This window comes from Enterobacter sp. TMH.L2 (assembly GCF_050847315.1).
Taxonomy (GTDB): domain Bacteria; phylum Pseudomonadota; class Gammaproteobacteria; order Enterobacterales; family Enterobacteriaceae; genus Cedecea.
In genome coordinates this window covers 3,082,683-3,105,690 of sequence record NZ_CP193791.1, presented here as the reverse complement: position 1 = coordinate 3,105,690, position 23,008 = coordinate 3,082,683, and the positions used below count along the sequence as shown (strand labels likewise).

The window sequence follows — 23,008 nt, the reverse complement described above, 5'->3', positions numbered from 1 at the left end:
ACCTCCGCATCGCGGAGGTTTCGCCTTTTTGGACGTGTGTAACATCGATCAGGGTTTAGGGAAAATCCAGACGTGCTGCTCTGGCAACTGGAGATGATGCGGCTGAGCATCACGCATATCATTGCCGTAGGCGCGAATCACGAAATCATCTCCAGAGGTTCGGAAGAGATATTCCCAGCGATCGCCAAGGTACATGCTGGTTAACAGCGGCAGCGTCATGCCGTTTTCCCCCGGCAGATCGGCAATCCGTACGCGCTCCACGCGAATCACCGCCGTCCCTTCCTGCCCGGCCACGACGCCAGCCCCAGCTTTGCCCCAGAGCGCCCAGCCGCTGCCCTCAATGCGTGCTTTACCGTCGCGAACCTCAGTCACTTTACCGTTCAGGCGGTTATTGCTGCCCATAAACTCGGCGGTGAACAGCGTTTGCGGTGAGCCATACATCTCTTGCGGGGTGCCCTGTTGCTCAATTTTGCCGTTATTCAGCAGCAGAATACGGTCAGAAATGGCCATCGCTTCGTTCTGATCGTGGGTAACCATTAACGCCGACAGCCCTAGTTTGATAATCAGTTCTCTCAGGAAGACGCGGGCTTCTTCGCGCAGCTTCGCATCCAGGTTGGAAAGCGGTTCATCAAGTAAAATCACCGGCGGGTTATAAACCAGCGCCCGGCCAATCGCGACGCGCTGCTGCTGCCCACCGGATAGCTGATAAGGGTGGCGCTGGCCGAGGTGCCCAAGCCCCAACTGATCCAAAACGGCCTGTACACGCTGGTTGATTTCCGCCGTCGCCACTTTACGCAGCTTGAGCGGGTAAGCGACGTTTTCAAAGACGGTTTTATGCGGCCACAGGGCATAAGACTGGAAGACCAGGCCAAGATTACGTTCTTCGGCCGGGATCTCTTTGCGGGATGCGCCGTCGTAAACGTTGCTTTTGCCGATAACAATTGTGCCCTGGGTGGGTTTTTCCAGCCCGGCGACGGCGCGCAGCAGCGTTGTTTTGCCGCTGCCGGAAGGGCCAAGCAAAGACACGACTTCGCCGCGCTTCAGCTCCATGGAAACGCCTTTCAGCACGGGGTTGTCGCCGTAGGTTAAGTGCAGGTTCTCGACCGATAACTCAATCATGTAATTTCACTCCAAAACGAAGGGCAATGCCGAGCCCTAACACCACGAACAGAATATTAATAAAGGAAAGTGCGGCGACAATATCGATGGCGCCCGCGGCCCACAGCGAAACCAGCATGGAACCGATGGTTTCCGTACCGGGGGAAAGCAGGTAGACGCCGGTAGAATATTCACGCTCAAAGATCAGGAACATCAGCAGCCAGGAGCCAATCAGGCCGTAGCGCGACAGCGGGATGGTGACGTGGCGGGTAATTTGCCCACGGCTTGCCCCGGTGCTGCGGGCGGCCTCTTCCAGTTCCGGCCCAACCTGCAGCAGGGTAGACGAGATAAGGCGCAGGCCATAGGCCATCCACACGACGGTATAGGCCAGCCAGACGCTGAATATTGTGCTGCGCAGCGAGCGTAGCCAGACGATAAGGTTATCCCGCAGCCACTGGGACCACGGCATACCGGAAAGCCAGCCGGACTTCAGCGCGTTATCCAGCCACATCGGCAGGAATAAAAACACCCACAGGAAGGCCAGACCGGCCAGCAGGCCAGGCACGGCACGAGGTACCAGCACGCTGTAGTCCAGGAAGCGGGTCACGTTGTCTGGTTTTCTGTGCATGGCGATGCCGATAAACAGGTAGCAAACCACCGCCAGCGCGCCGCCGATGACCCCTATCGCCATTGAGTTGACGATGGCCCGCAGCAGGTTGGGCTGTTCCCAGATAGTGCGGAAGGTATTGAGCGACAGTTCATCCCACAGCGAAACGCCCACGCCCCAGTTGGAGATAAAGGACCGCAGGATAACGCCAATCAGCGGCACCCCGATGGTAACGGTCAGCCAGAACGCCACGACGGCGCCTGCGACCCAGCGCCATTTACCCAGAGGCAAGGCGCGAGCCTGAGAGGCTTTGCCTTTGACGGTGACAAAGCGGTTTGCCGTGCGCATCAGTCGGCGCTGCAGCATGACCAGCGGGATAGTGATACAAATCAGCACCACGGCGACGGCAGCCATCAGATGATAAGACGGCGTCCCGAGCTTATTGGTGAGCTTGTAGAGATACGTTGCCAGCACCATGTTACCTTCCGGGTCGCCCAGCACGAGCATCAGACCGAAAACTTCCAGCCCGAGGAAGAACAGCAGCACGGTGGCATATAGCATTGCCGGACGCACCATCGGCAGGCTGACGGCTGTCATCACCTGAAGCGGCGTTGCACCTGCGGTGCGAGCCGCTTCCTCTACGTCGGAACCTACGCTGCGCAGAGCCGAGGAGATGTAAAGATAGGCGTGGGGCACATGCGTCAGGCCTGCGATCACCACGATGCTCGACATGTCGTAGATATTCCACGGCACGAAACCAAGCAGCGACTGCGCCCACAGGGAGAAGAAGCCAACCGGGCCTGCGGCCACCACATAGCCAAATCCCAATACCATCGGCGACACAAAAATAGGCACCAGAATCAGCGGCTCGATGATGCGTCTGCCCGGCAGGTCAGTACGCACCATCAGGAAAGCCAGAATGCCGCCCAGCGGGATGGCAATCACCACCAGGCCAAAGGCCAGAATAAAGCCGCTCTTCAGCGCCAGGTAAAAATCTGAGTCGGTGAAGATAAATTCAAAAGATTCGAGGCTCCACTCCTTCGACGGGGAGAAGAAGGGGGCCGAGAGAAAACTCTGTATAACGATAAACGACAGCGGAATATAGATAACCAGCGCAGTTATCAGCACCACAATGCCGCGCGGCAGGCTTTGCCACTTTCTGCGTAATGCATCCATGTAACGATCCCTCAGGTCAGTTAGCCTGAATAGCCTAATGTGTTCGGGTTAAGCGAGGCGCAGCCGGACGGCACGCCTCATCAAAGGATTATTTCGCGGCGGCTTCGCGCCACTGCTTGATGTAGTCCAGGCGTTTTTTCTGCTGCAGGTATTCCAGCAGGGTTTCATCCACCGGAATCGGCTTCAGGGCGTTGCCGAGTTTTTTGGTCATGCCGTCGATGTCGTTGTTACCGTCGATATCATTGCGGATGGAAGGAATATCCGCCTGATTAGCGAGGATGTTTTGCCCTTTTTCAGACAGCACGTAGTCAATCCACAGCTTCGCCGCGTTGCTGTTTTTCGCTTCATTGCTGATAAAGGAGACGCGTGACAGCACCAGGGTGTAGTCCTTCGGATAAGCGATACCGAGGGAGGTGTCCGTTTTGGCACGGGCTTCGGCGTAAGAGCCCAGAATGTTGAAGCCAATCAGGTTTTCACCCGAGGAGACTCGCTCCATCATGGTGCCGGTTGAGGACTGAACCGAAAGGCCGCCTTTGGCTACATCGGCGAGCGTTTGGAAGTAATTTGGATCGGCCTTGTGATCCTGTACCGAAAGCATAAAACCGAGACCGGATTTTTCAATATCGTAAGTGGTGACTTTTTTGCTGAATTTTTCGGGCTGGCTGGCGATAAGTTTGGCCAACGCTGCATGGCTGTCAGGCACTTCATTGGCCGGGATCAGGCGTTTGTTATAGATAAAAATGACCGGCTCATAGGTGGTACCGTAGGCCTTGTCTTTCCAGACTGCCCACTTCGGCAACTGGCCTTGCTCCGGGGATTTGTATTCCTGGGCATAGTCGGTGGCGAGCTTTAATGCCGTGTCCATGGAAGAACTCCAGACCACGTCACCGCTGGTACCGCCGGCGGCCTGTTCGCTGATATAACGGTTGTACAGCTCGGTGCTGTTCATGTCGTTATATTCTACTTTGATGCCCGGATATGCGGCCTCAAAGCCCTGAATAAGCGGGGCCGCGGTTTTGGTGTCGGTGGTGGAGTAGAGCACCACTTTGCCTTCTTTGGTCGCGGCATCGATGATTTTTTGATAATCCGCCGGATAGCCCTGAGGCACAGCAGAAAATGCAGAGGTAGAGAGCAGCACGGCAGAAGCAAGGCAAGATATACGTAACTTATTCGACATTATTGTTAACCTCTAGTTACATTTGAGAAACTAAAAATCAACATAACGCATAACGTTTTCCAGGCAAGAGGGGGCGTTTTTTATCTTCACAATTTGTGATTTCGAACGTTGTTTAAGCAATTAACGCCATAAAAACCACGGCAAGAAAGCATCATTCAGGCGGGCGATAGAAACAAAAAAGCACCCACTGCGAACAATGGATGCTTTCGAGGTAAAGCCAGATGAAACGGTATTAGAAAGCAGACGTGTCTTTGAAAAGACCCACTTTCAGGTCGGTTGCGGTGTAGATCACACGGCCATCAACCAGTACTTCACCGTCAGCCAGGCCCATGATCAGGCGGCGATTCACAACGCGTTTGAAGTGAATGCGGTAGGTAACTTTCTTCGCGGTAGGAAGAACCTGACCGGTAAATTTCACTTCGCCCACGCCCAGCGCGCGGCCTTTGCCTTCGCCACCGAGCCAGCCGAGGTAGAAACCAACCAACTGCCACATGGCATCAAGCCCCAGACAGCCAGGCATCACCGGGTCACCAATAAAGTGGCAACCAAAGAACCACAGGTCAGGGTTAATATCCAGCTCGGCTTCCACGTAACCTTTATCAAAGTTACCGCCGTCCTCGGTCATCTTGACTACGCGGTCCATCATCAGCATGGAAGGTGCAGGCAGCTGCGGGCCTTCAGCCCCAAACAGTTCGCCACGCCCTGAGGCAAGAAGATCTTCTTTCGTATAGGATTCGCGTTTATCTACCATGTCTACAGTAAGCCTTTTTATAATGAAGCACGCAGGTTAGCTAACACGTGTACGCTCAACAAGTCCGATCAGTTGTGGTTGAACCAGTTGAGCCAGCGTAGCGGCCACGGAAAGCGCTGGCGAACATCCGGCGCCGAGGCCTGAGCAATACGCTCCTGCACCGCACGCATCAGGGTGTTTTGCCCTTCGCCATCCCACGGGAGATTGGTCAATAACGGCAGGGCATCAGCCACGTCGTCAATTGCCCAAATCGAGAATTTATTTTGCTCGACGGCCTCCAGTACATCTTTATGCAGCGACAGGTGACGTACGTTCGCCAGAGGAATAATAACACCCTGGGCACCGCTAAACTCACGCTGCTGACAAATGCGGAAGAAACCTTCCACTTTTTCATTCAGCCCGCCAACGGGCTGTACACGGCCGAACTGATCCACAGAGCCGGTGATCGCAATGTGCTGATAAATAGGGACGTTAGCCAGGGCACTTATCAGGGCGCAAAGCTCAGCCATGGAGGCGCTGTCGCCGTCAACTTCGCTGTAGGATTGCTCGAAGGTAAGGGACGCCGAAAACGGGATTTGCTGGTCAAGCTGCAGCTCTGACATCAGAAATGCCTGCATGATCATCATCCCTTTGGCGTGAATGTTACCGCCGAGTTCTGCCTTGCGCTCTACGTCCGTAAACTCCCCATCACCGACGTGAACCACGCAACTGATACGGGAAGGTTCACCAAACGCCCGTGGATGACCCGGGAATTCAATGACCGACAGCGCGTTAATCTGGCCGATCATTTCGCCTTCGGTTTCAATCAGGATTTGCTCCATCAGGATTTCATCCTGCATGCGCTCGGCCAGGAAACCTTCGCGCCATTCACGCTGTTCGAGCATTTGTTGGAGTTGTTCGGCGTTAAAGCTGTCTGCTTCGGTAAACGGCGCGACTTCACGCAGCTGGCGTGAAATCCAGGAAGGGCAGAGTGGCAGCATTTCCTGATCGCCCGTGTAGCGGACGGCCTCACGAATCAGCGGTTGCCAGGCATCGGCTGCAGGTGTTGGCAATGACTTCTCAGCGGCGATGGCATAGATCCACTGACACCAAAGCGCCATTTCATCGGCAGAAGCAATTTGCAGATTGTCTTCAAATTCACTGTAGATAGCGGCTGCAGCCAGATCCATCTCCATTTCTTGGAAATCGGCCAGCGAGTCGCGCTCGCCAACCAGGACCAGTTTGAAATCCAACGCTAATGACGGAATTTTTACCGGCAGCGGACGAGTTTCGTCAGGTGAAATCCAGTCGAAACGCCCCTGAGTCATGATTTGTTTCAGGCGTAGCCACAGCAGCGGCTGGGCAAGGACGCTACGCATCGACAGCACCAGGACGCCGCCGTTCACGCGATGGATCAGGCCGGGCTCCAACGACACCTCGCCCGCAAACTGCCGCACGCAGCCGAACAGTTGCTCCGGTTCAACCCAGTCAGCGGCAATAACTTCTCCGCTGGACGCAAAGTTATCGTCAGCGTTCCCGGCCGGGCGCAGGGTGACCCGATTACCTTCAATGAGATAATGTCCGCCGATGATTTCTTCGGCTTCATCATGGGATGCTTCAACGGCCGCGGCGATAAGATCCAGATACTCTTGTTCTTCCGGGGCTTTTATCAGCATTAGATCGACGGAAGAAACGGAAAGGTTGAGTTGCTCAATCCCGTAAACTAAACGAGGTTGAACCGCAGAAAGAGGGGCGGAGTCGGTATCATAAGGCTGTGCAAAAATTTCCTGATAGTTTTCGGTATCAGGCACCAGGGCACGCCAGTCAAGTCGATTAGTCGTCAAAGTCGCTATATTTTTTAATGAGATGTCAAAGGCGCGATTATACAAGAATCGCTCGGGTAGCACACGGATAAAGCAGTAACACAGTTTTATCCCTCTCACAGCTTTGATTTTCAGTTCAGCGAATGGCGGAAAAACTGTTATTCTGAACTAAGTTACACGGTCACACTGAGATCACAATGAAATATCAACAGTTGGAAAATCTCGAGAGCGGCTGGAAGTGGAAGTATCTGGTTAAGAAGCATCGCGAAGGGGAATTGATCACGCGATACATTGAGGCCAGCGCAGCCCAAGAGGCGGTAGAGCAGCTCCTGACGCTGGAGAATGTGCCGGTTCTGGTTCAGAGCTGGATTGATCAGCATATGAACCCGGCGCTGCATAACCGCATGAAGCAAACGATTCGTGCACGGCGTAAAAGGCATTTTAACGCTGAGCACCAGCATACCCGCAAGAAATCCATCGATCTGGAATATCTTGTCTGGCAACGTCTGGCCGGGCTTGCTCAACGTCGCGGCAATACGCTTTCGGAAACGGTTGTTCAGCTGATTGAAGATGCGGAGCGCAAAGAGAAGGTGGAAAGCAAGATGTCGACGCTTAAGCAGGATCTGCAGGCTATGCTCGGTAAAAAATAAAGCACTGAAAGCGTGCACGACCTCGCCATCGCGAAGTCTCAGACAATAAAAAACCCCGCCATGGCGGGGTTTTTGTTCAAGGAAGGGTAACTTATGCCGCAGGCTGAGTTACAACTTCTTTGATACCTTTAACTTCGATCTCAACGCGACGATCTGGAGCCAGGCAGTCGATCAGTTTAGCTTTAGGCGCTACTTTGTCACAGGTGTTGCCGGTAACTGGGTTAGCTTTGCCCATGCCACGTGGAGAGATTTTGTTCGCTGGGATACCTTTAGAGATCAGGTAATCAACAACGCTCTGTGCACGTTTTTCAGACAGTTTCAGGTTGTACTGCTCGGAACCGATACGGTCGGTGTAGCCCAGAACAACAACGGAACCATCTTTAGGATCCAGGTTGCTCAGCTGGGTGTACAGCTGATCCAGTGCCTGCTGACCTTCTGGTTTCAGGGTTGCTTTGTTGAAGTTGAACAGGACGTCAGACTTCAGAGTGAAGTGTTTGGTCTGTACTTCAGGAGCTGGAGCTGGAGCCGGAGCTACAACTGGTGCAGCTTCTTCCTGCTGGCCAAAGCGGTAGGAAACACCTACGCTCAGCATGCCGTTGTCAGGACGAACGCCAACGGTCTGTGCATCACCGATGTTGTTAACCCACTGGTATTCCAGACGGGTAGCGATGTCACGGGTAACTGCCCACTCAACACCACCAGCGAATACTGGGGAAACACCGGTGTCGTGGTTTTTACCAGCGATGGTGTTTGTAGAGTCTGCACGCCATACCATGCCGCCCAGACGGGTGTAGATGTCCAGGTCGTCAGTGATTGGGTAACCCAGTTTAGTGGTCAGCTGTACGCCCTGAGCTTTGAAGGCACCGCTAGTTACGCTGCCTTTGTAAGGCATACGGCCAAGCCAGTCGTAACCCATTTCAAAACCAACGTACGGGTTAACCTGATAACCACCGAAGGCACCAGCGCCCAGCTGGCTTTCGTGGGTGTTACCGTTGTTTTGCAGGTCCTTGTTATACCAGCCGGTATCGTGGAACTGAGACCAGCCCAGTTTACCACCTGCATACCAGGTGTTATCTTTCGGTGCGGCCTGCGCTACGGTAGCGAAGCCAGCCAGTGCCACTGCAATCGCGATAGCTGTCTTTTTCATTTTTTGCGCCTCATTATCATCCAAAAGGCCATGAGCTCTAAACCAATTTAAAGCCCAGGGTTAAATCCTTCGCCCGGGTTTACGCTCAATTGTTACTCTACCGATATATCGGTGTTATGAAGAGCAACCCTGGCGAGGTAAAGTCTACAACGTAGTTGGAAAGTTACAAGTGTGAAGTCCGTCAGGCATATGAAAAAAAACGACTTGCATACATATTTTTTTACAGAATGGACTATTTTTTGAGCGGCGCACCTATCCAATAAACCCCGTCAAACCGCCATATGACGGGACTTTTTGAATCATGACAGCGGATTATATGGCATACGTAAAAAATTCCAGGATTTCTCCTAAATTTACTTAATGATACAAACTAGAATGAATTTTTAGGCCATTTCGTGGTCTTGAACCGGATGTTCCTGTGCTGGTTGGACGCATAATAAAGCCCATCGCATTGCCAGCTTCGGCTGCTATTGTTAGCCGTAAATGTTCTTCATCTGTTAATTCTTCCGTAAGCCAGCCGATGACTACGCTGTAATTTCCCGTCTGCAAAGCTTTCACCATGGCATCAACGGTGCAGAGAGGATCTAACTGATTTGCCTGCATCACTTTTGCCAGCGGCAGCCCAGCCGCCTGCAGCCATGTACGGCTGAGTTTTTGCTGCGGCGTTAGCCATAGCTGCCAGCGGGATTGTTGTCCCAACTGCTGTAATAAAGGTAGCAGAATAAACTGCGTAACCCATGGGCTCTCTTCGCTGTAGACCACTTCACTGATTAACCCCTGTACGCTGTTATCAGAGAGAGACTGCGCCGGGGTGTGCGCAGTAACTGCAACATGACGAAAGTGAGTTTGAGCGTTATGTGAGTGCATAGTGAGTCCCGCCTAATGGGTTACTGTATACATATACAGTAATGTCTGTGCGAACAAAGATCAACCGGAATTTCGGAAAGTGTCTCGCATTTTCCGTACGCAAAAGCGACACCGATGAAATTGTCGTTGCCATTAGCTTTAACCTTACTTATTTTCAGGGATTAAGAGGATGAGTAACTAAAGAAGCTATTTACCAGTTGATATATAAGGACATATTATGAAAAAGGTGACATTTCTTAGAATTCATAAATCACGGAAATATCTTTCGTCACTGGGTAAAATCGGCTACAGACCGTTATTTGGCGGCTATAGTCTGACCGTCGACGGTGTGGTTTTTGCTATGGTGGCGGAAGGTGAGCTTTACCTGCGAGCTTGTGAACAGTGCGCGGAATATTTCATCCAAAAATCGGCCCCACCGCTGATGTACAGTAAACGGGGGCTCCCAGTCGCACTGAATTACTATCGTGTCGATGAAGAGCTTTGGGAAAATCCCGATAAACTCGTCCAGCTCTCTTCCCTGGCTTTACGAAGCGCCCAACGGGAGAAGACACAAATTAAGATACGTTCTCGCCGCCTTAAGGATCTCCCCAATCTTTCCCTGAATATTGAAGTTATGCTTCGTGAGGTGGGCATTAATGATCCACAAACGCTTCAACTCTTTGGGGCAAAACGGTCATGGCTAAAATTACGCAGTACCCGGAAAACGGTAGGTATTAAAGTACTGCTCGCGCTTGCAGGCGCTATTCGTGGTGTTCATGAGGCTGTACTGCCTGCTGATGTTCGCAAAGAATTGACGGACTGGTGGCGCCGCTATGAGCAGCGGCGCTAGCCTTATTCTGAGCACTGAGAGATTTGTTGCTGAAGACGAGAGATCTCTGGCAGAAGCGCAATTAATAACCCAATTTGTTGCAACACCAGGGGTTCTTTTGTGTCTGCCCGAGTCTCAAGCTGCGAGATGCGGGCGGAGAGCCCTGTCAGAGCAGCCTGAACGCGTCCTTCATCGACAGGCAAGTGATGCAGTGCGTCATCAACGTAGCAGACGGCGTCATCAAGCAACATTAACGTATCGCCGTGGTTGAGTTTTTCCCTGTGCGCACCTAATGCAGAGATATAGCTGTTAAACGAGTGGTTCAGGCAAAGCAGACGGAACGCCGCTTCACGCATCTCAGCGGAGACTCGAGGCTCGGAAGACATATTTGAAACCACGGAGGCCAGCTCGGCGTCTCTGTTATGGGCATCCCGCCGGGCAATGCGATATTCCAGGCGGTTATCACGTCCCTGATGGTACTGCTCAAGAATCGCATCCAGATAGCGACAATTGGCGTTGAACGCACGTTCAACGACCCGTGAAAGCCGGCGGAATTGCCAGTCAGGCCAGATGAAACTCACCGCCGCCCAGGCTATTGCGCAGCCTAAGAGGGTATCAATCACGCGCGGGAGAGCGACTTCAAAACCTTCTCCTAGCAGATTAAAACACAGTAATACCAGCAGAGTAATAAACATGGTGGCGTGGGCGTATTGCACATTGCGGAAAGCGAAGAACAGCACGCCAGTAATGACGATCAGTATCAACTGGCCTTCGAGAGACGGGACAAGCCAAAGTAAAGGCAGGCCAACGGCCACCCCAACCAGTGTGCCGATGATACGCAGGGCTAAGCGTCGCCGGGTTGCACTGTAGTTGGGCTGGCAGACAAACAAGCTGGTCAGAAGTATCCAGTAACCATGCTGCAAACCCGTAAACTGAATAAACGCATAGCCCACACAAAGCACCAGGGACATCCGCACCGCGTGACGAAAGAGTGCGGATTCAGGCGTGAGGTTAAGCTTCAGCCGCTGCCAGATATCATCGAAGCCGGTCAGCTTGTCGTCGGCCAGACGATTCTCGGGATCGTTCTGCGGCTCAGCAATCGCCTGTTCTGATTCAATGTTTGCCAGTTGCGCATCAATTGCCCTCAAGTTTGTAATCAGAAAGCCTAACGCTTTTATCTCAGACGTGGTTGCATGGCTGGCACGAATTCGGTCCAGAGCGGAGTCCAGATGGGTAAATGCGCGTTCAAACCGTGGGTCGTGCTGATAAGGGACTCGCAGCAGGATTGATCGAGAGAGCTGCTGGCAGGCATGAGATTGCATCGTTAGCAGACGCTGAAAGCGGAACATCACGTCGCTATAGCGAAACTTATCGCGTAAGGCCTGGTACTGAATATGAGACGAGCTCGCCCGCTCGTGAATATCCTGGGCTACGAAATAATAGTGAAGTGTTCGACGAGTCCCTCTCTGCCCCCGATCGCCGCGGAGGCGAGTCAGTAATGAGCTTTTCGTCTGGTTTAGCGTGGTGACTAACTGGCTGTTAGCCATGGCCAACTGGAGCATTGGAGCCTGGCTTTCTTCTTCGATATCAGGATCAAACAGTGCGGCTTTAATTTCCAGAAAGCTAGCGAGGCTTTCATAACAGCGTGCCAGGTTGTCCTGCAGGGGCCGAATCGGGAAAATTAAATGGCCTGCTAAGGTCAGGAGGTTATACCAGACGGCGCCGGCTAAAAGGAACAGTGGTTGCTGATACCAGTGCTCGTAGAGGGAAATACCGAGCATCGTGTAGATAGCAATCAGTAATGCACCAAAGGCAATGGTGGCATAGCGTTGGCCCAGCCCTCCAAGGAGGATAAATCCGCTGGTGGAGACCGTTAAGCCCACGGCAAACAGCCACGGCCAGGGAAACAGCAGCTCAACAGACGCTGAAGCAATGAAAAAGCTGACTAAAGTGATCAGTAAATTTCGTAGCCTACCACTTACCCGGTCGTCGAGATCGGCCAGGGCGGCAGCCACAACGCCAAGCGTGAGGGGGATCGTCAGCTTGACTTCACCGAGCCACCACGGCAGTGCCGCAGTGCCTGCAAGGGCAATAAATATGCGCAAGTTGTAAAGCCAGGCGCTGTTCCAGGTGTAACGACGTACCAGTGGGCTTAGGGTCAGCACAACGGCTCCTTACTGGAAACGGCGACGTGCATTGGATTCGCGTGCTGCTCTTGCCACTTCGACTGGAACAACCCGGCGACCAACGGGCCATAACGCAATGGCAGCAATCTTGAAGTTCGCAATTCCTACAGGGATCCCAATTACGGTAATACACTGCGCGATGCCCGCCATGATATGCATAATGCACAGCCACCAGCCGAAGAAGATCAGCCAGAGAACATTCAACAGGGTCCCCCCCGTATTTAGCAGCGTATTTTTACCCTGTGGATTAAGCTCATCCACATGAATGGCTTCATTGCCGTAGGGCACAAAGGAAAGCTTGGTGATTTCCCAGCAGGAGCGAGTCAGTGGCAGGGTGAAAATCAGCACAATACTCACCAGCGTGGCAAATAGCCAGGAGAGGGTGGTCAAGAAGCCACCCAGCACGAAGTTCAGAACATTAAGTACGGTACGCATAGTGACGCTTCCCTGACAGAAAAATAAAGAGTGATTAACCGCAGAAATTATAACGCGTTTTTACTCTGGAGCGTCATTCCATCGGCAGTTAAACTTGAGCCATAACTCTTACATTGGATCGGGCAACGTAATGGAACTCAAAGCAACTTCTCTTGGCAAGCATTTGGCTCAACACCCTTATAACCGGGTCAAACTGCTGCCTGCCGGCGTTGAGGTTAAAGGCGATCGCCACGAATATCTTATTCCATTCAATCAGTTAATCGCGATTAACTGTAAGCGTGGCCTGGTTTGGGGAGAGCTTGAATTCGTTCTTCCAGATGACAAAGTGGTTCGCCTGCACGGTACCGAATGGGCGGAGACCCAGCGCTTTTTCCATCATCTGAGTTCGCTCTGGCTCAACTGGAGCACGGAGATGAGTGAAGTTGCCGCCGAAGTATTAACCGCTCAGCGAGAGGAGATTGCGCAGCGCACTCGCAAGGAGGTGTGGTTCCGGAGAAGTGATATGCAGGCGTTACAGGATAACCTCCGCGCAGCTATTTCAGCCCTCCCGCTACCGCATGCCCGACTTGGTGAGTTCGAAAATTGCCGGGAAGCGTGGGCCATATGTAAAGCCTGGCTTGAACAGGGTGAAGAGCGCCGACACCAGCGTAATAGCGCTTATACCGAACGGATGCTGGAAAAATATGCCGCTTTCTTTGAGCAGGTTGAAAGTTCGCCGCTGAATCCGTCTCAGGCCAGGGCCGTGGTGAATGGAGAAGATTCGCTCCTGGTGCTGGCTGGGGCCGGTAGCGGCAAAACCTCCGTTCTTGTGGCGCGTGCCGGATGGTTGTTACAGCGCGCTGAAGCAACAGAGGAGCAAATCCTGCTGTTAGCCTTTGGCCGTCAGGCCGCGCAGGAAATGGATGAGCGTATAGCCAGCCGCCTTAATACCGAAGCGATTTCTGCCAGAACTTTCCATTCACTGGCGCTACACATTATTCAACAGGGGAGCAAAAAAGCCCCTCGAGTCAGTGAACTTGAGAGCGACACAGCGGCTCGCCATCAGTTGCTGATCGACAGCTGGCAGCAGCAATGCCGGGAAAAGAAGGCGATGGCCAAAGGCTGGCGGCAATGGCTTAGCGAAGAGCTTGAGTGGGATGTTCCAGAAGGTGAATACTGGCAGGACAAACGCCTGGCGAAGCGGCTTGCCAGCCGGCTCGACCGCTGGCTCGGCCTGATGCGGATGCACGGAGGTTCACAGGCTGAAATGATAGACAGCGCGCCAGAAGAGGTCAGAGAACTCTTCACTAAACGTATTAAGCTGATGGCGCCATTGTTAAAAAGCTGGAAAGCCGCCCTGAAAGCCGAAGAGGCGGTAGATTTCTCCGGGCTGATTCATCAGGCAATTAATGTGCTCGAAAAGGGGCGTTTTATCAGCCCGTGGAAGCATATCCTTGTCGACGAGTTTCAGGACATTTCCCCCCAGCGGGCCGCCTTACTGGCTGCTTTAAGACGGCAGAATTCCCATACTTCGCTTTATGCCGTGGGAGATGACTGGCAGGCAATCTATCGATTTAGCGGAGCAGAAATGACGCTCACCACTGCATTTAGCCACCATTTTGGGGAGGGTGACAGCTGCGCTCTGGATACTACGTATCGTTTTAACGACCGAATCGGCGAGATTGCTAACGGTTTTGTACAGCAAAATCCGTATCAACTGCGTAAGCCGCTCAATAGCCTCTCTAAAGGGGACAAAAAAGCGGTAACTCTGCTTGCCGATGACAGGCTCGATGATTTGCTGGACAAGCTTAGTGGGTACGCCTTGCCCGAACAGCGAATTTTGGTGCTCGCGCGGTATCACTATTTGCGTCCGGAAAGTCTGGAAAAAGCCTCCACGCGATGGCCTAAGCTCAACATCGATTTTATGACTATCCACGCCAGCAAAGGGCAGCAGGCGGACTATGTGATCATTCTTGGTTTGCAGGAAGGAAAAGAAGGTTTTCCGGCACCCGCGCGGGAGTCAATCATGGAGCAGGCGCTCCTGCCACAGCCGGAGGATTTCCCGGACGCAGAGGAGCGGCGTTTACTTTATGTCGCGCTGACGCGAGCACGTCATCGGGTCTGGCTTATGTTCAACAAGCAGGAACCTTCTGTCTTTGTTGAGGCACTTAAGCGGCTGGGTGTGCCCGCGGCTAATCGCCCGTGATTATTTCAGGCGTTCATTCAGATAGCGTTGGTAATCCGGAATAAGAATATCCACGCTCTCATTGAAGCCCGGAGAGTGAATAATAAAGTCTGCGGTAGAAAGGTTGGTGGCGACCGGGATATTCCAGACGGTCGCCAGGCGCAGCAGGGCCTTAACGTCGGGATCGTGAGGAACGGCATTGAGCGGGTCCCAGAAGAAAATCAGGACATCAATTTTACCTTCGGAAATTAACGCGCCTACCTGTTGGTCGCCCCCCATTGGGCCACTGAGCATGGCGTTGACTTCAAGCCCTGTTGCTCGCTGAATTAAATTACCCGTTGTCCCGGTGGCATAGAGAGTGTGGTTGGCAAGCGTTGCTTTGTGGCGCTGTACCCACTTCAAAAGCGCGTCCTTACAGTGATCGTGGGCAACCAGTGCGATATGTTTTTTTACCGCAAGGGTGCGGGTTGTTAGTTCCATTCTCTTTTCCTGGGTAGTTTTAGGCTGCTAACAGATTACTAAAAGCGCCCGGGGCTGCAAGAGCAGAACGTCAAAAAAGCGAGGCATCTCGAGGCATTGCTATGGGTTGTGGGTCTCATTTGCCCAGCGTAGAAAACGCGCCCGTGTCGGATTATCGGCCTGACTGAACCAGTATCTCAGCCGTTGCTCTGTTAGCACTTCAGACTGCGCCGGTGGAAGATCTGGATTAGCCTGGGCAAAGTGCAGAATACCTTCGTTGGCCATGCGGTTTGCGAATCCGGGCATTGACGCTTTTTTTTCTGATTTGTTATAGCGCTGTGTCTCTTCTTCATAATCCGTTCCGGTTGGATCGGGTTTGATCTCCAAAATATCGGTTCGGATGGGAATGGAATGCCCCTGTCCGTCCTGCAGCTTAATTTGAAAGGCGGCTCCAGAATGATTGGGATCTTTTAGCGGTAGAACAATATTGACCTGATCTATCTCTTTGGTGTCAAAACTGATCACCGTCGGGGGGGAAACCCCAGAAGACCGGCTGCGTGCGTTGTTTATTTTTTTTTCAACGCGCAGAACCAACTGATGTGGCCCATTATCTATTTCAATGCTGTCCGCCCCTTTAAGGAGCGAGCTGGAAACTCTTTTACCATCCAGAACCAGTAAATCCACATCGGCGGAAAGGCGCAGCGTGGTTCCCCATACCAGGGTTGGCAGCATCAATATTAGCCCTGCAAGTGGCAGACCTGCTCTCATTTCACTCTCCCTGGTGAACATGCTGAGTGGATATTTCAAAGTTTTTCCTGAGACCTGTTTATTAACATATAGACATATTTTCAGAAATTGCGCGCCTGAGTATCCAGTAGAAAGATGGCTGGGTGACGGGGTTTGGCATACACTTCAGACAACATCTTAGGGGGCGCTATGAAACAAAGTGATATCGAAAATATCCTGAAAACCACCCGTACCATTGCGCTGGTGGGGGCCAGCGACAAGCCCGATCGTCCGAGTTATCGGGTGATGGATTACCTGCTCAAACAAGGTTATGAGGTTATTCCTGTGTCGCCGAAGGTCGCGGGTAAAACGCTGTTAGGGCAGCAGGGCTATGCCACGCTTGCGGACGTACCGAAGAAAATTGATATGGTCGATGTGTTCCGTAATTCTGAGGCCGCCTGGGGCGTAGCGCAGGATGCCATCGCCGTGGGAGCGAAAACGCTATGGATGCAGCTTGGCGTGATTAATGAGCAGGCTGCGGTGCTGGCACAGAATGCGGGATTAAGCGTTGTGATGGATAAATGCCCGGCGATTGAAATCCCTCGCCTTGGGCTGGCGAAATAAGAAAAACCCCGCATCGGCGGGGTTTTTAATCAGTTACGCAGGCGTGGGGCCTGAAGCTGTTGGCGTATCGAGGCAGCCAGTTCGTCCATTGACGGCTGTTCAGGGTGCTCGTCGTCATCTTCAGAACTGAGCTGAGCTTCGGCGAGATAGGTATGAATCGCCTGGCCATCCTCATCTTCCATGACAACGTGGTACCACGGCGCCGCGCGGAGTGCGCTATTGTCGGCCAGATCGTCTTCCTGCGGCTCATCGAGCGAATACTCGGGGTCAATGTCGACCACTACGCCCAGATAGCCCAGTAAAGAATGGCGAACCTGCTGGCCAATACCGAATTTGCTGGCAATCATAGTCACCTCCCGGGAACATTACTCTGCATACGAATATGCGGGCAATTTCCGCCTTTTCAAGCTACATGACTCGACAGGCAAACCCTTTCAGATACAGCCCTTCCGGGTAGGTTGCGATCACCGGGTGATCGGCCGCCTGGCGGAACTGTTCTATAAATTGTACATCACGCCCGGCATCTACGGCGGCATCGGCGATGATTTTCTGGAATAAATCTGTGGTCATCAGCCCGGAGCAGGAGAAAGTCATCAGAATGCCGCCAGGGTTCAGTAACTGAATCGCTAACATGTTGATGTCTTTATAGCCCCGGCAGGCGCCCGCCAGCTGGTTTTTGTTTTCAACAAATTTAGGCGGGTCCATGACGATGACGTCGAATTTCTCGCCCTGGTCGCGATATTTGCGCAGCAGTTTGAACACATCGTCACGAAGAAACTCGGCTTTGCTGAGATCAAGCTTGTTCAGCTCTACGTTTTTTCTGGCGATATCCAGCGCGTCCTGAGAGGTATCCACGCTTACCACCTGGCTGCAGTTACCCATCAACGCAGAAACGGCAAAACCACCGGTGTAGGAGAAGCAGTTCAGGACGCGTTTATTATCAACGTAGCGGCGAGTGGCGAAACGGCTGTCGCGCTGATCGAGGTAATAGCCCGTTTTATGCCCGCCCTGAATGTCTACCAGCAGCTTCATACCGTGTTCTTCGATAGGCAGCAGGGCAGGAGGCAGTTCACCGCTGACCGGCCCCTGAGTCAAAGCCATGCCTTCTTTCTTACGCACGGTCACATCGGAGCGATCGTAAACAGAGCATTCAGGGTAGAGAGACTGCAGGGCGGCAACGAGTGCCGGGCGCTGATATTCTGCGCCGGCAGACAACAGCTGCAGCACCAGGAAGTTGCCAAAACGATCGATAGTCACGCCCGGTAAACCGTCAGATTCACCGGCGATCAGTCGGTAGCTGTCCAGCCCATCACGCTTAGCCAGCCAGTCTCTCCACTGCTGGGCCTGCTGCAGGCGGCGAGTAAAGAAGGCGATATCGATACTTTCAGCCTGATCAAAGGTCCAGACGCGGGCGCGGATTTGCGATTCAGGGGAATATGCCGCTCGGGCTAGCCATTTGCCCTGGCTGTCCACCACATCAACCGTTTCACCGAGACTGGCCTTGCCTTCCAGGCGTGCAACAGCCCCAGAGAAAACCCATGGATGACGGCGCAATAATGACTTCTCACGCCCTTTGGCTAACACTAAACGTACGCTCATAATTTATTTGCTGCTTCGCTAAGAAATGGGCGCCATTTTCCGGTTTAGGGCCGCTAATTGCAATTTATTCACGTGAAAGCCTCACAGAGTGGGTTACTGCCAAAGAAAAAAACACGGAGTTTGTTAGACTTAGAACTGTTTTGAGCGTTCAGGCGGAGGCAATGATGAGTTCAGACAAGCAGTGCGTGAAGTGTTGGGTACACGGCATGGTTCAGGGCGTGGGCTTTCGTTACAGCACTCAGCGTGAGGGGGAAAAGCTTGGCTTAACCGGCTATGCCCGTAACCTGGATGATGGCAGCGTGGAGGTGGTGGCCTGCGGAGAGGCGGGGCAGGTTGAAAAGCTGCTGGCGTGGCTAAAAGCCGGCGGGCCACGTAGCGCCAGGGTTGATAAAGTTCTGACTGAACCGTATCAACCCGAACGCGAATGGATCAACTTTGGTATCCGCTACTAGATACACTTCACCGGTTTTGGCAGACCAGCGATTTTTGTGGCCTGTTTGGCGGGGCCTTTCGGGAACAGGCGATAAAGATAGCGGCTGTTGCCTTTCTCTTCGCCGAACTTGTTCGCCATAGCCTTAACCAGCATGCGAATGGCCGGGGAGGTATTAAACTCCAGATAAAACTCGCGTACGAAGCGAACCACTTCCCAGTGCTCTACCGCCAGGGTAATGCCTTCTTTGGCGGCAATCTCTTCCGCCAGCGGCTCGCTCCACTCTTGGCTATTTTTCAGGTAGCCATCGGCATCTGTCTCTATTTCTCTGCCTTCAAAGGTCAACATAGTTATCCGCTATTTACGTCAAATCGGGCGAAGTGTAGCAAATTTTCTCTGTGGGCTTAAGGGCGGAATGCGGCAGGATTGAGGGCAAAAAAAGAGAATGCACAAGGCATTCTCTTTTAGGGATTACGGCATCAGTTAGTCGCGGCTGGCAAAACCAAGGATGCTCAGCAGGCTAACGAAGATGTTGTAAAGAGAAACATACAGGCTTACGGTCGCGCGGATGTAGTTTGTTTCACCGCCGCGGATAATGTTGCTGGTCTCAAACAGGATGGCGCCAGAAGAGATCAGGATAAACACCGCGCTAATCGCCAGGTGCAGAGCCGGGAGCTGCAGGAAGATGTTTGCCACCATACCAATCAGCACAACCACCACGCCCGCCATCAGCATGCCGCCGAGGAAGGACATGTCTTTACGGGTTGTCAGCACATAAGCAGAGCAGCTAAAGAAGACCAGTGCGGTACCACCCAGCGCCAGGCCAATAACATCACCCATGCCTGCGGACAGATACGCATTCAGCATTGGCCCCAGGATATAGCCCAGGAAGCCGGTAAAGGCGAATGCAGACAAAATGCCCACTGGTTTATCCGCAGTTTTGTAGGTCAGGAACATCAGGCCGTACATGCCGACCAGCGTCAGAATCAGCCCTGGAGAAGGCAGCATCAGTACGGTGCTGGCGGTTGCCGTCAACGCGGAAAATGCCAGCGTTAAACTCAGCAGGAAATAGGTATTACGTAGCACCTTGTGGGTGCTGAGCAGTGACGAACGGTCACGCGAGGAGGTAATAATGCGATCCATTCTAAACTCTCTCTTTTACAGGTGTTTTATGGTCATGAGCATAATGCCCGCCTTTATTAGACAAAAGCCTTTTTACCCATCTTTACCTCGTGCAGTTTATCACATTGTAAAAAATTAATGCCATAACACCCACTTATAGGTGGCTGAAAAATATTGCTTTATTACCTAAAGCCGACTAAGAGTGTTAGCCGTACCGTCGTTAAATAACATTAATAAGGCGTAGGTCATGAAAGCAAACAACAACACATTCTCAAAATCATTGGTTGCTCTGGGTCTGCTCAGCGCTATTTCCAGCGCATGGGCAGCAGACGTTCCGCCAGGAACCGAGCTTGCAGCCAAACAGGAGCTGGTACGTAACAACGGCAGTGAACCGGCGTCGCTGGATCCCCACAAAGTGGAGAGCGACGTTGAAAGTAATATTATCGGCGACTTTTTTGACGGCCTGATTCGCGTCAAAAACGATGGTTCTATCGAACCTCATCTGGCCGAAAAATGGGATAATCAGGACAACAAGGTCTGGACATTCCATCTGCGTCCGGGAATTAAGTGGTCCAACGGTGAACCTATCACTGCGCAGGACGTGGTCTGGAGCTGGAAGCGTTTAGTCGATCCTAAAACGGGCTCCCCTTACGCAACTTATCCCGGCACGATGCATATCGAAAATGCCAATGACATTGCCGAAGGCAAAAAGCCGGTCGATAGCCTGGGTGTGAAGGCGCTGGATGCCAACACCGTTCAGGTAACGCTGGACCAGCCAACGTCGGCCTTCCTGCTGATGCTTGGCCATACGTCTATGGTACCGGTGAGCGAAGCTGCGGTAGAAAAATTTGGGGATAAATGGACCCAGCCGGCCAACTTCGTGAGCAGCGGTCCGTATAAGCTGTCGCAGTGGGTGGTGAACGAGAAAGTCGTCGGCGAGCGTAATAAGCAGTACTGGGACGATGCTCATACGGTGATTAATAAGGTGACTTATCTGCCTGTGACTTCCGGTACAGCAGATATAAACCGCTATAAAGCGGGTGAGATCGACATCACCTATACCGTGCCGGAAACGCTGTTTGCCTCACTGAAAAAATCGATTCCGGACCAGGTCCATATCACGCCTTATCTGTCCACTTACTATTATGAATTCAATACCACCAAAGCGCCGTTTAACGACCCACGCGTTCGTCTGGCATTAAACCTGGCGCTGGATAAAGATATCATCGCCGGTAAGGTGTTAGGGCAGGGGCAAAAGCCTGCGTGGCTGGTAAGCCAACCTAAAATTGGCGGGATAACGCTTAAGCCTGCGGAGTACGGTAGCTGGAGCCACGATAAGCGTGTCGCTGAGGCGAAGAAATTGCTGGCAGAGGCGGGTTTTAACGAATCTCATCCGTTGCAGTTCAACCTGCTTTATAACACCTCTGAATCTCACCAGCGCATTGCCATTGCGGCCAGTTCAATGTGGAAGAAGAACATCGGCGTCGAGGCGAAGCTCCAAAACCAGGAATGGAAAACCATGCTGGATACCAAACGTACCGGCAATTATGACCTGGTGCGCTACGGCTGGATTGCCGACTACGATGATGCGGCGACCTACCTGAATAACTTCCGTACCGGCGATAGCCAGAACAGTTCCAAATACAGCAATCCTGCCTACGATGAGATCATCGCTAAAGCTTCACAGGCCACTACCCAGGAAGAGCGTGCGAAGTACTATCAGCAGGCCGAAGATATTCTTGCGAAAGACGTCCCGACCATCCCTATCTACCACTATGTGAAGGTTCAACTGGTGAAACCTTACGTAGGAGGTTATGCACCGAGCACGCTGGGCAAATATTTAACCCAGGATCTCTACATCAAAAAGCACTAATGCTGACGCTGCCCTCTCCGGAGGGCAGAAAAGCGGCTTGAAACTGAGCATGTTGCTGCTGTTTCAGGCAAATAACACAAATATGATGAAATTTCAGGCGATTGAACAAAATCGTGCTTTACATGAAGTATGGGTATGTTTATAGTTCGCCTCGTTGGAAGTGTGGCCGAGCGGTTGAAGGCACCGGTCTTGAAAACCGGCGACCCGAAAGGGTTCCAGAGTTCGAATCTCTGCGCTTCCGCCAACATTCGAAGGGGTTGCCGAAAGGCGACCCTTTTTGTTTTTGGGGTGTTGGTATATTCACTTGGTATATTCTTGTTCTTAGCCCTCTCATTTTCTCTCTGTTTTGCTCAGTACCGGTGCTGCGAGTGTTGGTGAAATTTTCACTTTTCGGTCATACGTCGTAACCTGACTTTCCGTTTTATGGCCTGAGAAGAGTTGCTTGTCTCTGCTGCTCCCTTCGTAATCTGAAATAGCCTTGGCCTTAATGTCGTGGAATATTCCAGGCACAGCGTGGCCCAGTTTTAAAGCTGCGGCTTTCTTTGCCTTATTCCACCAGGTGTTGAACGTTTTCTTATTCATGGCGCCCCCTGATGGCCCTACATATGAGATATAAATTTTTCCTTTTGGCTATCCTGTGCATCAGTCTGGCAGGCTGCACGACACTTTATTACCGATAACCATTATGAGAAAGCTAATACCTGCTGTTGTGCTGCTGCTAAGTGGCTGCATAAATGTCTATGGGCCAGTAAAGCCAGGCGCTCAGGGAGACTCTACTCAACCAAAAGCTCCGGGTATGGTGACCTGCTCCCCGTTGATTAATCCACGCCTAGATTAATCTTAGTAAATAAATGGAGCACTGAGATCGATTAGCAGAAACAGGCATCAGCCACTCTGCCAGAGTTAGGGGATTTGGGGCACGGACGGTTAGTACTAAGCGCAAGACAGTGCATGTGAGACGCTTACATATCGGATTACTGACTGATTGAACTGGAGTCTCTTCCCTTCGCTAACAAAAGCCGCATTTCTGCGGCCTCTATTTACTCTAACGCCTTGCATGCGGGCGCGTATCACTGCACCGGCATTGCATAACCACCGATGATAAACCATGCCAGTAGCAATACAGCAGAAACGATGATGGCAACTGGGAACAGATATCCTATTTTCATGGGCTGTGACTTCCTGTTAGTTGTTATGGCTACTGGCGCTATTCTGGTTTCTCGTCAGTCTATTATGCTTTGAAATTGTATAGATAAATGGGAGAGGGAATAACCTGGCGATTTAATCAGTGTGAGGCGCTACTGCCA

At 52.3% G+C, this 23,008-nt stretch carries 22 protein-coding genes, 1 tRNA gene and 1 pseudogene; 7 read left to right on the top strand and 17 right to left on the bottom strand.

Annotated features, from left to right (window positions below):
- Nucleotides 1-48 precede the first annotated feature (48 nt).
- From ACREYP_RS15040 to ACREYP_RS15020, 5 genes are all read right to left on the bottom strand, one after another.
- On the bottom strand, nt 49-1,119 hold the full coding sequence (locus ACREYP_RS15040; protein WP_312744035.1) for an ABC transporter ATP-binding protein: 1,071 nt from the start codon (nt 1,117-1,119) through the stop codon (nt 49-51).
- The gene (locus ACREYP_RS15035; RefSeq protein ID WP_008461246.1) at nt 1,112-2,881 is read right to left on the bottom strand and encodes an ABC transporter permease; all 1,770 of its coding nucleotides are present in this window, start codon (nt 2,879-2,881) and stop codon (nt 1,112-1,114) included. Before ACREYP_RS15035 ends, ACREYP_RS15040 begins: the two co-directional genes overlap by 8 nt.
- Nucleotides 2,882-2,969: 88 nt before the next feature.
- Nucleotides 2,970-4,058 carry an ABC transporter substrate-binding protein gene (locus ACREYP_RS15030; RefSeq protein WP_336817835.1) on the bottom strand — a complete coding sequence of 363 codons (1,089 nt, stop codon included), beginning with the start codon at nt 4,056-4,058 and terminating at the stop codon, nt 2,970-2,972.
- 232 nt (nt 4,059-4,290) lie between these two features.
- Entirely contained in the window at nt 4,291-4,809 is a 519-nt protein-coding gene (gene fabA, locus ACREYP_RS15025) for a bifunctional 3-hydroxydecanoyl-ACP dehydratase/trans-2-decenoyl-ACP isomerase (RefSeq protein WP_008461248.1), read from the bottom strand.
- A 68-nt stretch (nt 4,810-4,877) separates the two neighbouring features.
- Complete coding sequence (locus tag ACREYP_RS15020) at nt 4,878-6,632, bottom strand: AAA family ATPase (RefSeq protein WP_336817834.1); 1,755 nt, start codon at nt 6,630-6,632, stop codon at nt 4,878-4,880.
- Between the two features lie 176 nt (nt 6,633-6,808).
- Between ACREYP_RS15020 and matP the strand changes: the two genes are divergently transcribed.
- Nucleotides 6,809-7,261: a macrodomain Ter protein MatP gene (gene matP / locus ACREYP_RS15015; protein ID WP_008461251.1), complete on the top strand. Its 453-nt coding sequence runs from the start codon at nt 6,809-6,811 to the stop codon at nt 7,259-7,261.
- Nucleotides 7,262-7,352: 91 nt separating this feature from the next.
- Here the strand turns inward: matP and ompA are convergent, their stop codons facing one another.
- Complete coding sequence (gene ompA, locus ACREYP_RS15010) at nt 7,353-8,408, bottom strand: porin OmpA (protein ID WP_008461252.1); 1,056 nt, start codon at nt 8,406-8,408, stop codon at nt 7,353-7,355.
- Between the two features lie 357 nt (nt 8,409-8,765).
- On the bottom strand, nt 8,766-9,275 hold the full coding sequence (gene sulA, locus ACREYP_RS15005) for an SOS-induced cell division inhibitor SulA (protein WP_008461253.1): 510 nt from the start codon (nt 9,273-9,275) through the stop codon (nt 8,766-8,768).
- Between the two features lie 217 nt (nt 9,276-9,492).
- Between sulA and ACREYP_RS15000 the strand changes: the two genes are divergently transcribed.
- Nucleotides 9,493-10,104, top strand: a complete 612-nt coding sequence (locus ACREYP_RS15000; RefSeq protein WP_498880963.1) for a TfoX/Sxy family DNA transformation protein — start codon at nt 9,493-9,495, stop codon at nt 10,102-10,104.
- A gap of 2 nt (nt 10,105-10,106) precedes the next feature.
- Here ACREYP_RS15000 and yccS read toward each other — a convergent pair whose 3' ends face one another.
- On the bottom strand, nt 10,107-12,245 hold the full coding sequence (gene yccS, locus ACREYP_RS14995) for a YccS family putative transporter (RefSeq protein WP_336817906.1): 2,139 nt from the start codon (nt 12,243-12,245) through the stop codon (nt 10,107-10,109).
- Nucleotides 12,246-12,257: 12 nt separating this feature from the next.
- The gene (locus ACREYP_RS14990) at nt 12,258-12,704 is read right to left on the bottom strand and encodes a YccF domain-containing protein (protein WP_008461256.1); all 447 of its coding nucleotides are present in this window, start codon (nt 12,702-12,704) and stop codon (nt 12,258-12,260) included.
- 130 nt (nt 12,705-12,834) lie between these two features.
- On the opposite strand from ACREYP_RS14990, the gene helD reads away from it, so the two are divergent.
- Complete coding sequence (gene helD, locus ACREYP_RS14985) at nt 12,835-14,889, top strand: DNA helicase IV (protein WP_336817832.1); 2,055 nt, start codon at nt 12,835-12,837, stop codon at nt 14,887-14,889.
- Here helD and mgsA read toward each other — a convergent pair whose 3' ends face one another.
- Nucleotides 14,890-15,348: a methylglyoxal synthase gene (mgsA, locus tag ACREYP_RS14980; protein ID WP_008461260.1), complete on the bottom strand. Its 459-nt coding sequence runs from the start codon at nt 15,346-15,348 to the stop codon at nt 14,890-14,892.
- Nucleotides 15,349-15,447: 99 nt separating this feature from the next.
- Nucleotides 15,448-16,095 carry a DUF2057 domain-containing protein gene (gene csgI, locus ACREYP_RS14975; RefSeq protein ID WP_498880962.1) on the bottom strand — a complete coding sequence of 216 codons (648 nt, stop codon included), beginning with the start codon at nt 16,093-16,095 and terminating at the stop codon, nt 15,448-15,450.
- 168 nt (nt 16,096-16,263) lie between these two features.
- On the opposite strand from csgI, the gene ACREYP_RS14970 reads away from it, so the two are divergent.
- Entirely contained in the window at nt 16,264-16,677 is a 414-nt protein-coding gene (locus ACREYP_RS14970) for a CoA-binding protein (RefSeq protein WP_008461263.1), read from the top strand.
- 29 nt (nt 16,678-16,706) lie between these two features.
- On the opposite strand, the gene hspQ is transcribed toward ACREYP_RS14970, so the two are convergent.
- Nucleotides 16,707-17,024, bottom strand: a complete 318-nt coding sequence (hspQ, locus tag ACREYP_RS14965; RefSeq protein ID WP_008461265.1) for a heat shock protein HspQ — start codon at nt 17,022-17,024, stop codon at nt 16,707-16,709.
- A gap of 61 nt (nt 17,025-17,085) precedes the next feature.
- Nucleotides 17,086-18,276, bottom strand: a complete 1,191-nt coding sequence (rlmI, locus tag ACREYP_RS14960) for a 23S rRNA (cytosine(1962)-C(5))-methyltransferase RlmI (RefSeq protein ID WP_008461267.1) — start codon at nt 18,274-18,276, stop codon at nt 17,086-17,088.
- A 161-nt stretch (nt 18,277-18,437) separates the two neighbouring features.
- Here rlmI and yccX point away from each other — a divergent pair, with 161 nt between their 5' ends.
- Nucleotides 18,438-18,728 carry an acylphosphatase gene (gene yccX / locus ACREYP_RS14955; RefSeq protein ID WP_166995548.1) on the top strand — a complete coding sequence of 97 codons (291 nt, stop codon included), beginning with the start codon at nt 18,438-18,440 and terminating at the stop codon, nt 18,726-18,728.
- On the opposite strand, the gene tusE is transcribed toward yccX, so the two are convergent.
- Nucleotides 18,725-19,054, bottom strand: coding sequence for a sulfurtransferase TusE (gene tusE, locus ACREYP_RS14950; RefSeq protein ID WP_008461270.1), 330 nt, complete (start codon nt 19,052-19,054; stop codon nt 18,725-18,727). The genes yccX and tusE overlap by 4 nt on opposite strands.
- A 135-nt stretch (nt 19,055-19,189) precedes the next feature.
- Nucleotides 19,190-19,849 carry an FtsH protease modulator YccA gene (gene yccA / locus ACREYP_RS14945; RefSeq protein WP_039291604.1) on the bottom strand — a complete coding sequence of 220 codons (660 nt, stop codon included), beginning with the start codon at nt 19,847-19,849 and terminating at the stop codon, nt 19,190-19,192.
- Between the two features lie 226 nt (nt 19,850-20,075).
- Here yccA and ACREYP_RS14940 point away from each other — a divergent pair, with 226 nt between their 5' ends.
- Nucleotides 20,076-21,701 (top strand): ABC transporter substrate-binding protein, encoded by a 1,626-nt coding sequence (locus ACREYP_RS14940; protein WP_166875340.1) that lies wholly within the window; start codon nt 20,076-20,078, stop codon nt 21,699-21,701.
- A gap of 156 nt (nt 21,702-21,857) precedes the next feature.
- Nucleotides 21,858-21,945 (top strand) — tRNA-Ser (locus ACREYP_RS14935).
- A gap of 86 nt (nt 21,946-22,031) precedes the next feature.
- Here the strand turns inward: ACREYP_RS14935 and ACREYP_RS14930 are convergent.
- Both ACREYP_RS14930 and ACREYP_RS14925 read right to left on the bottom strand, forming a co-directional pair.
- Nucleotides 22,032-22,292, bottom strand: a pseudogene (locus tag ACREYP_RS14930) (site-specific integrase); the annotation flags it as partial.
- A 479-nt stretch (nt 22,293-22,771) separates the two neighbouring features.
- A complete protein-coding gene (locus ACREYP_RS14925) occupies nt 22,772-22,870 on the bottom strand; it encodes a YoaK family small membrane protein (RefSeq protein ID WP_034810062.1) in 99 nt (32 codons plus the stop codon).
- Between the last annotated feature and the right edge of the window lie 138 nt (nt 22,871-23,008).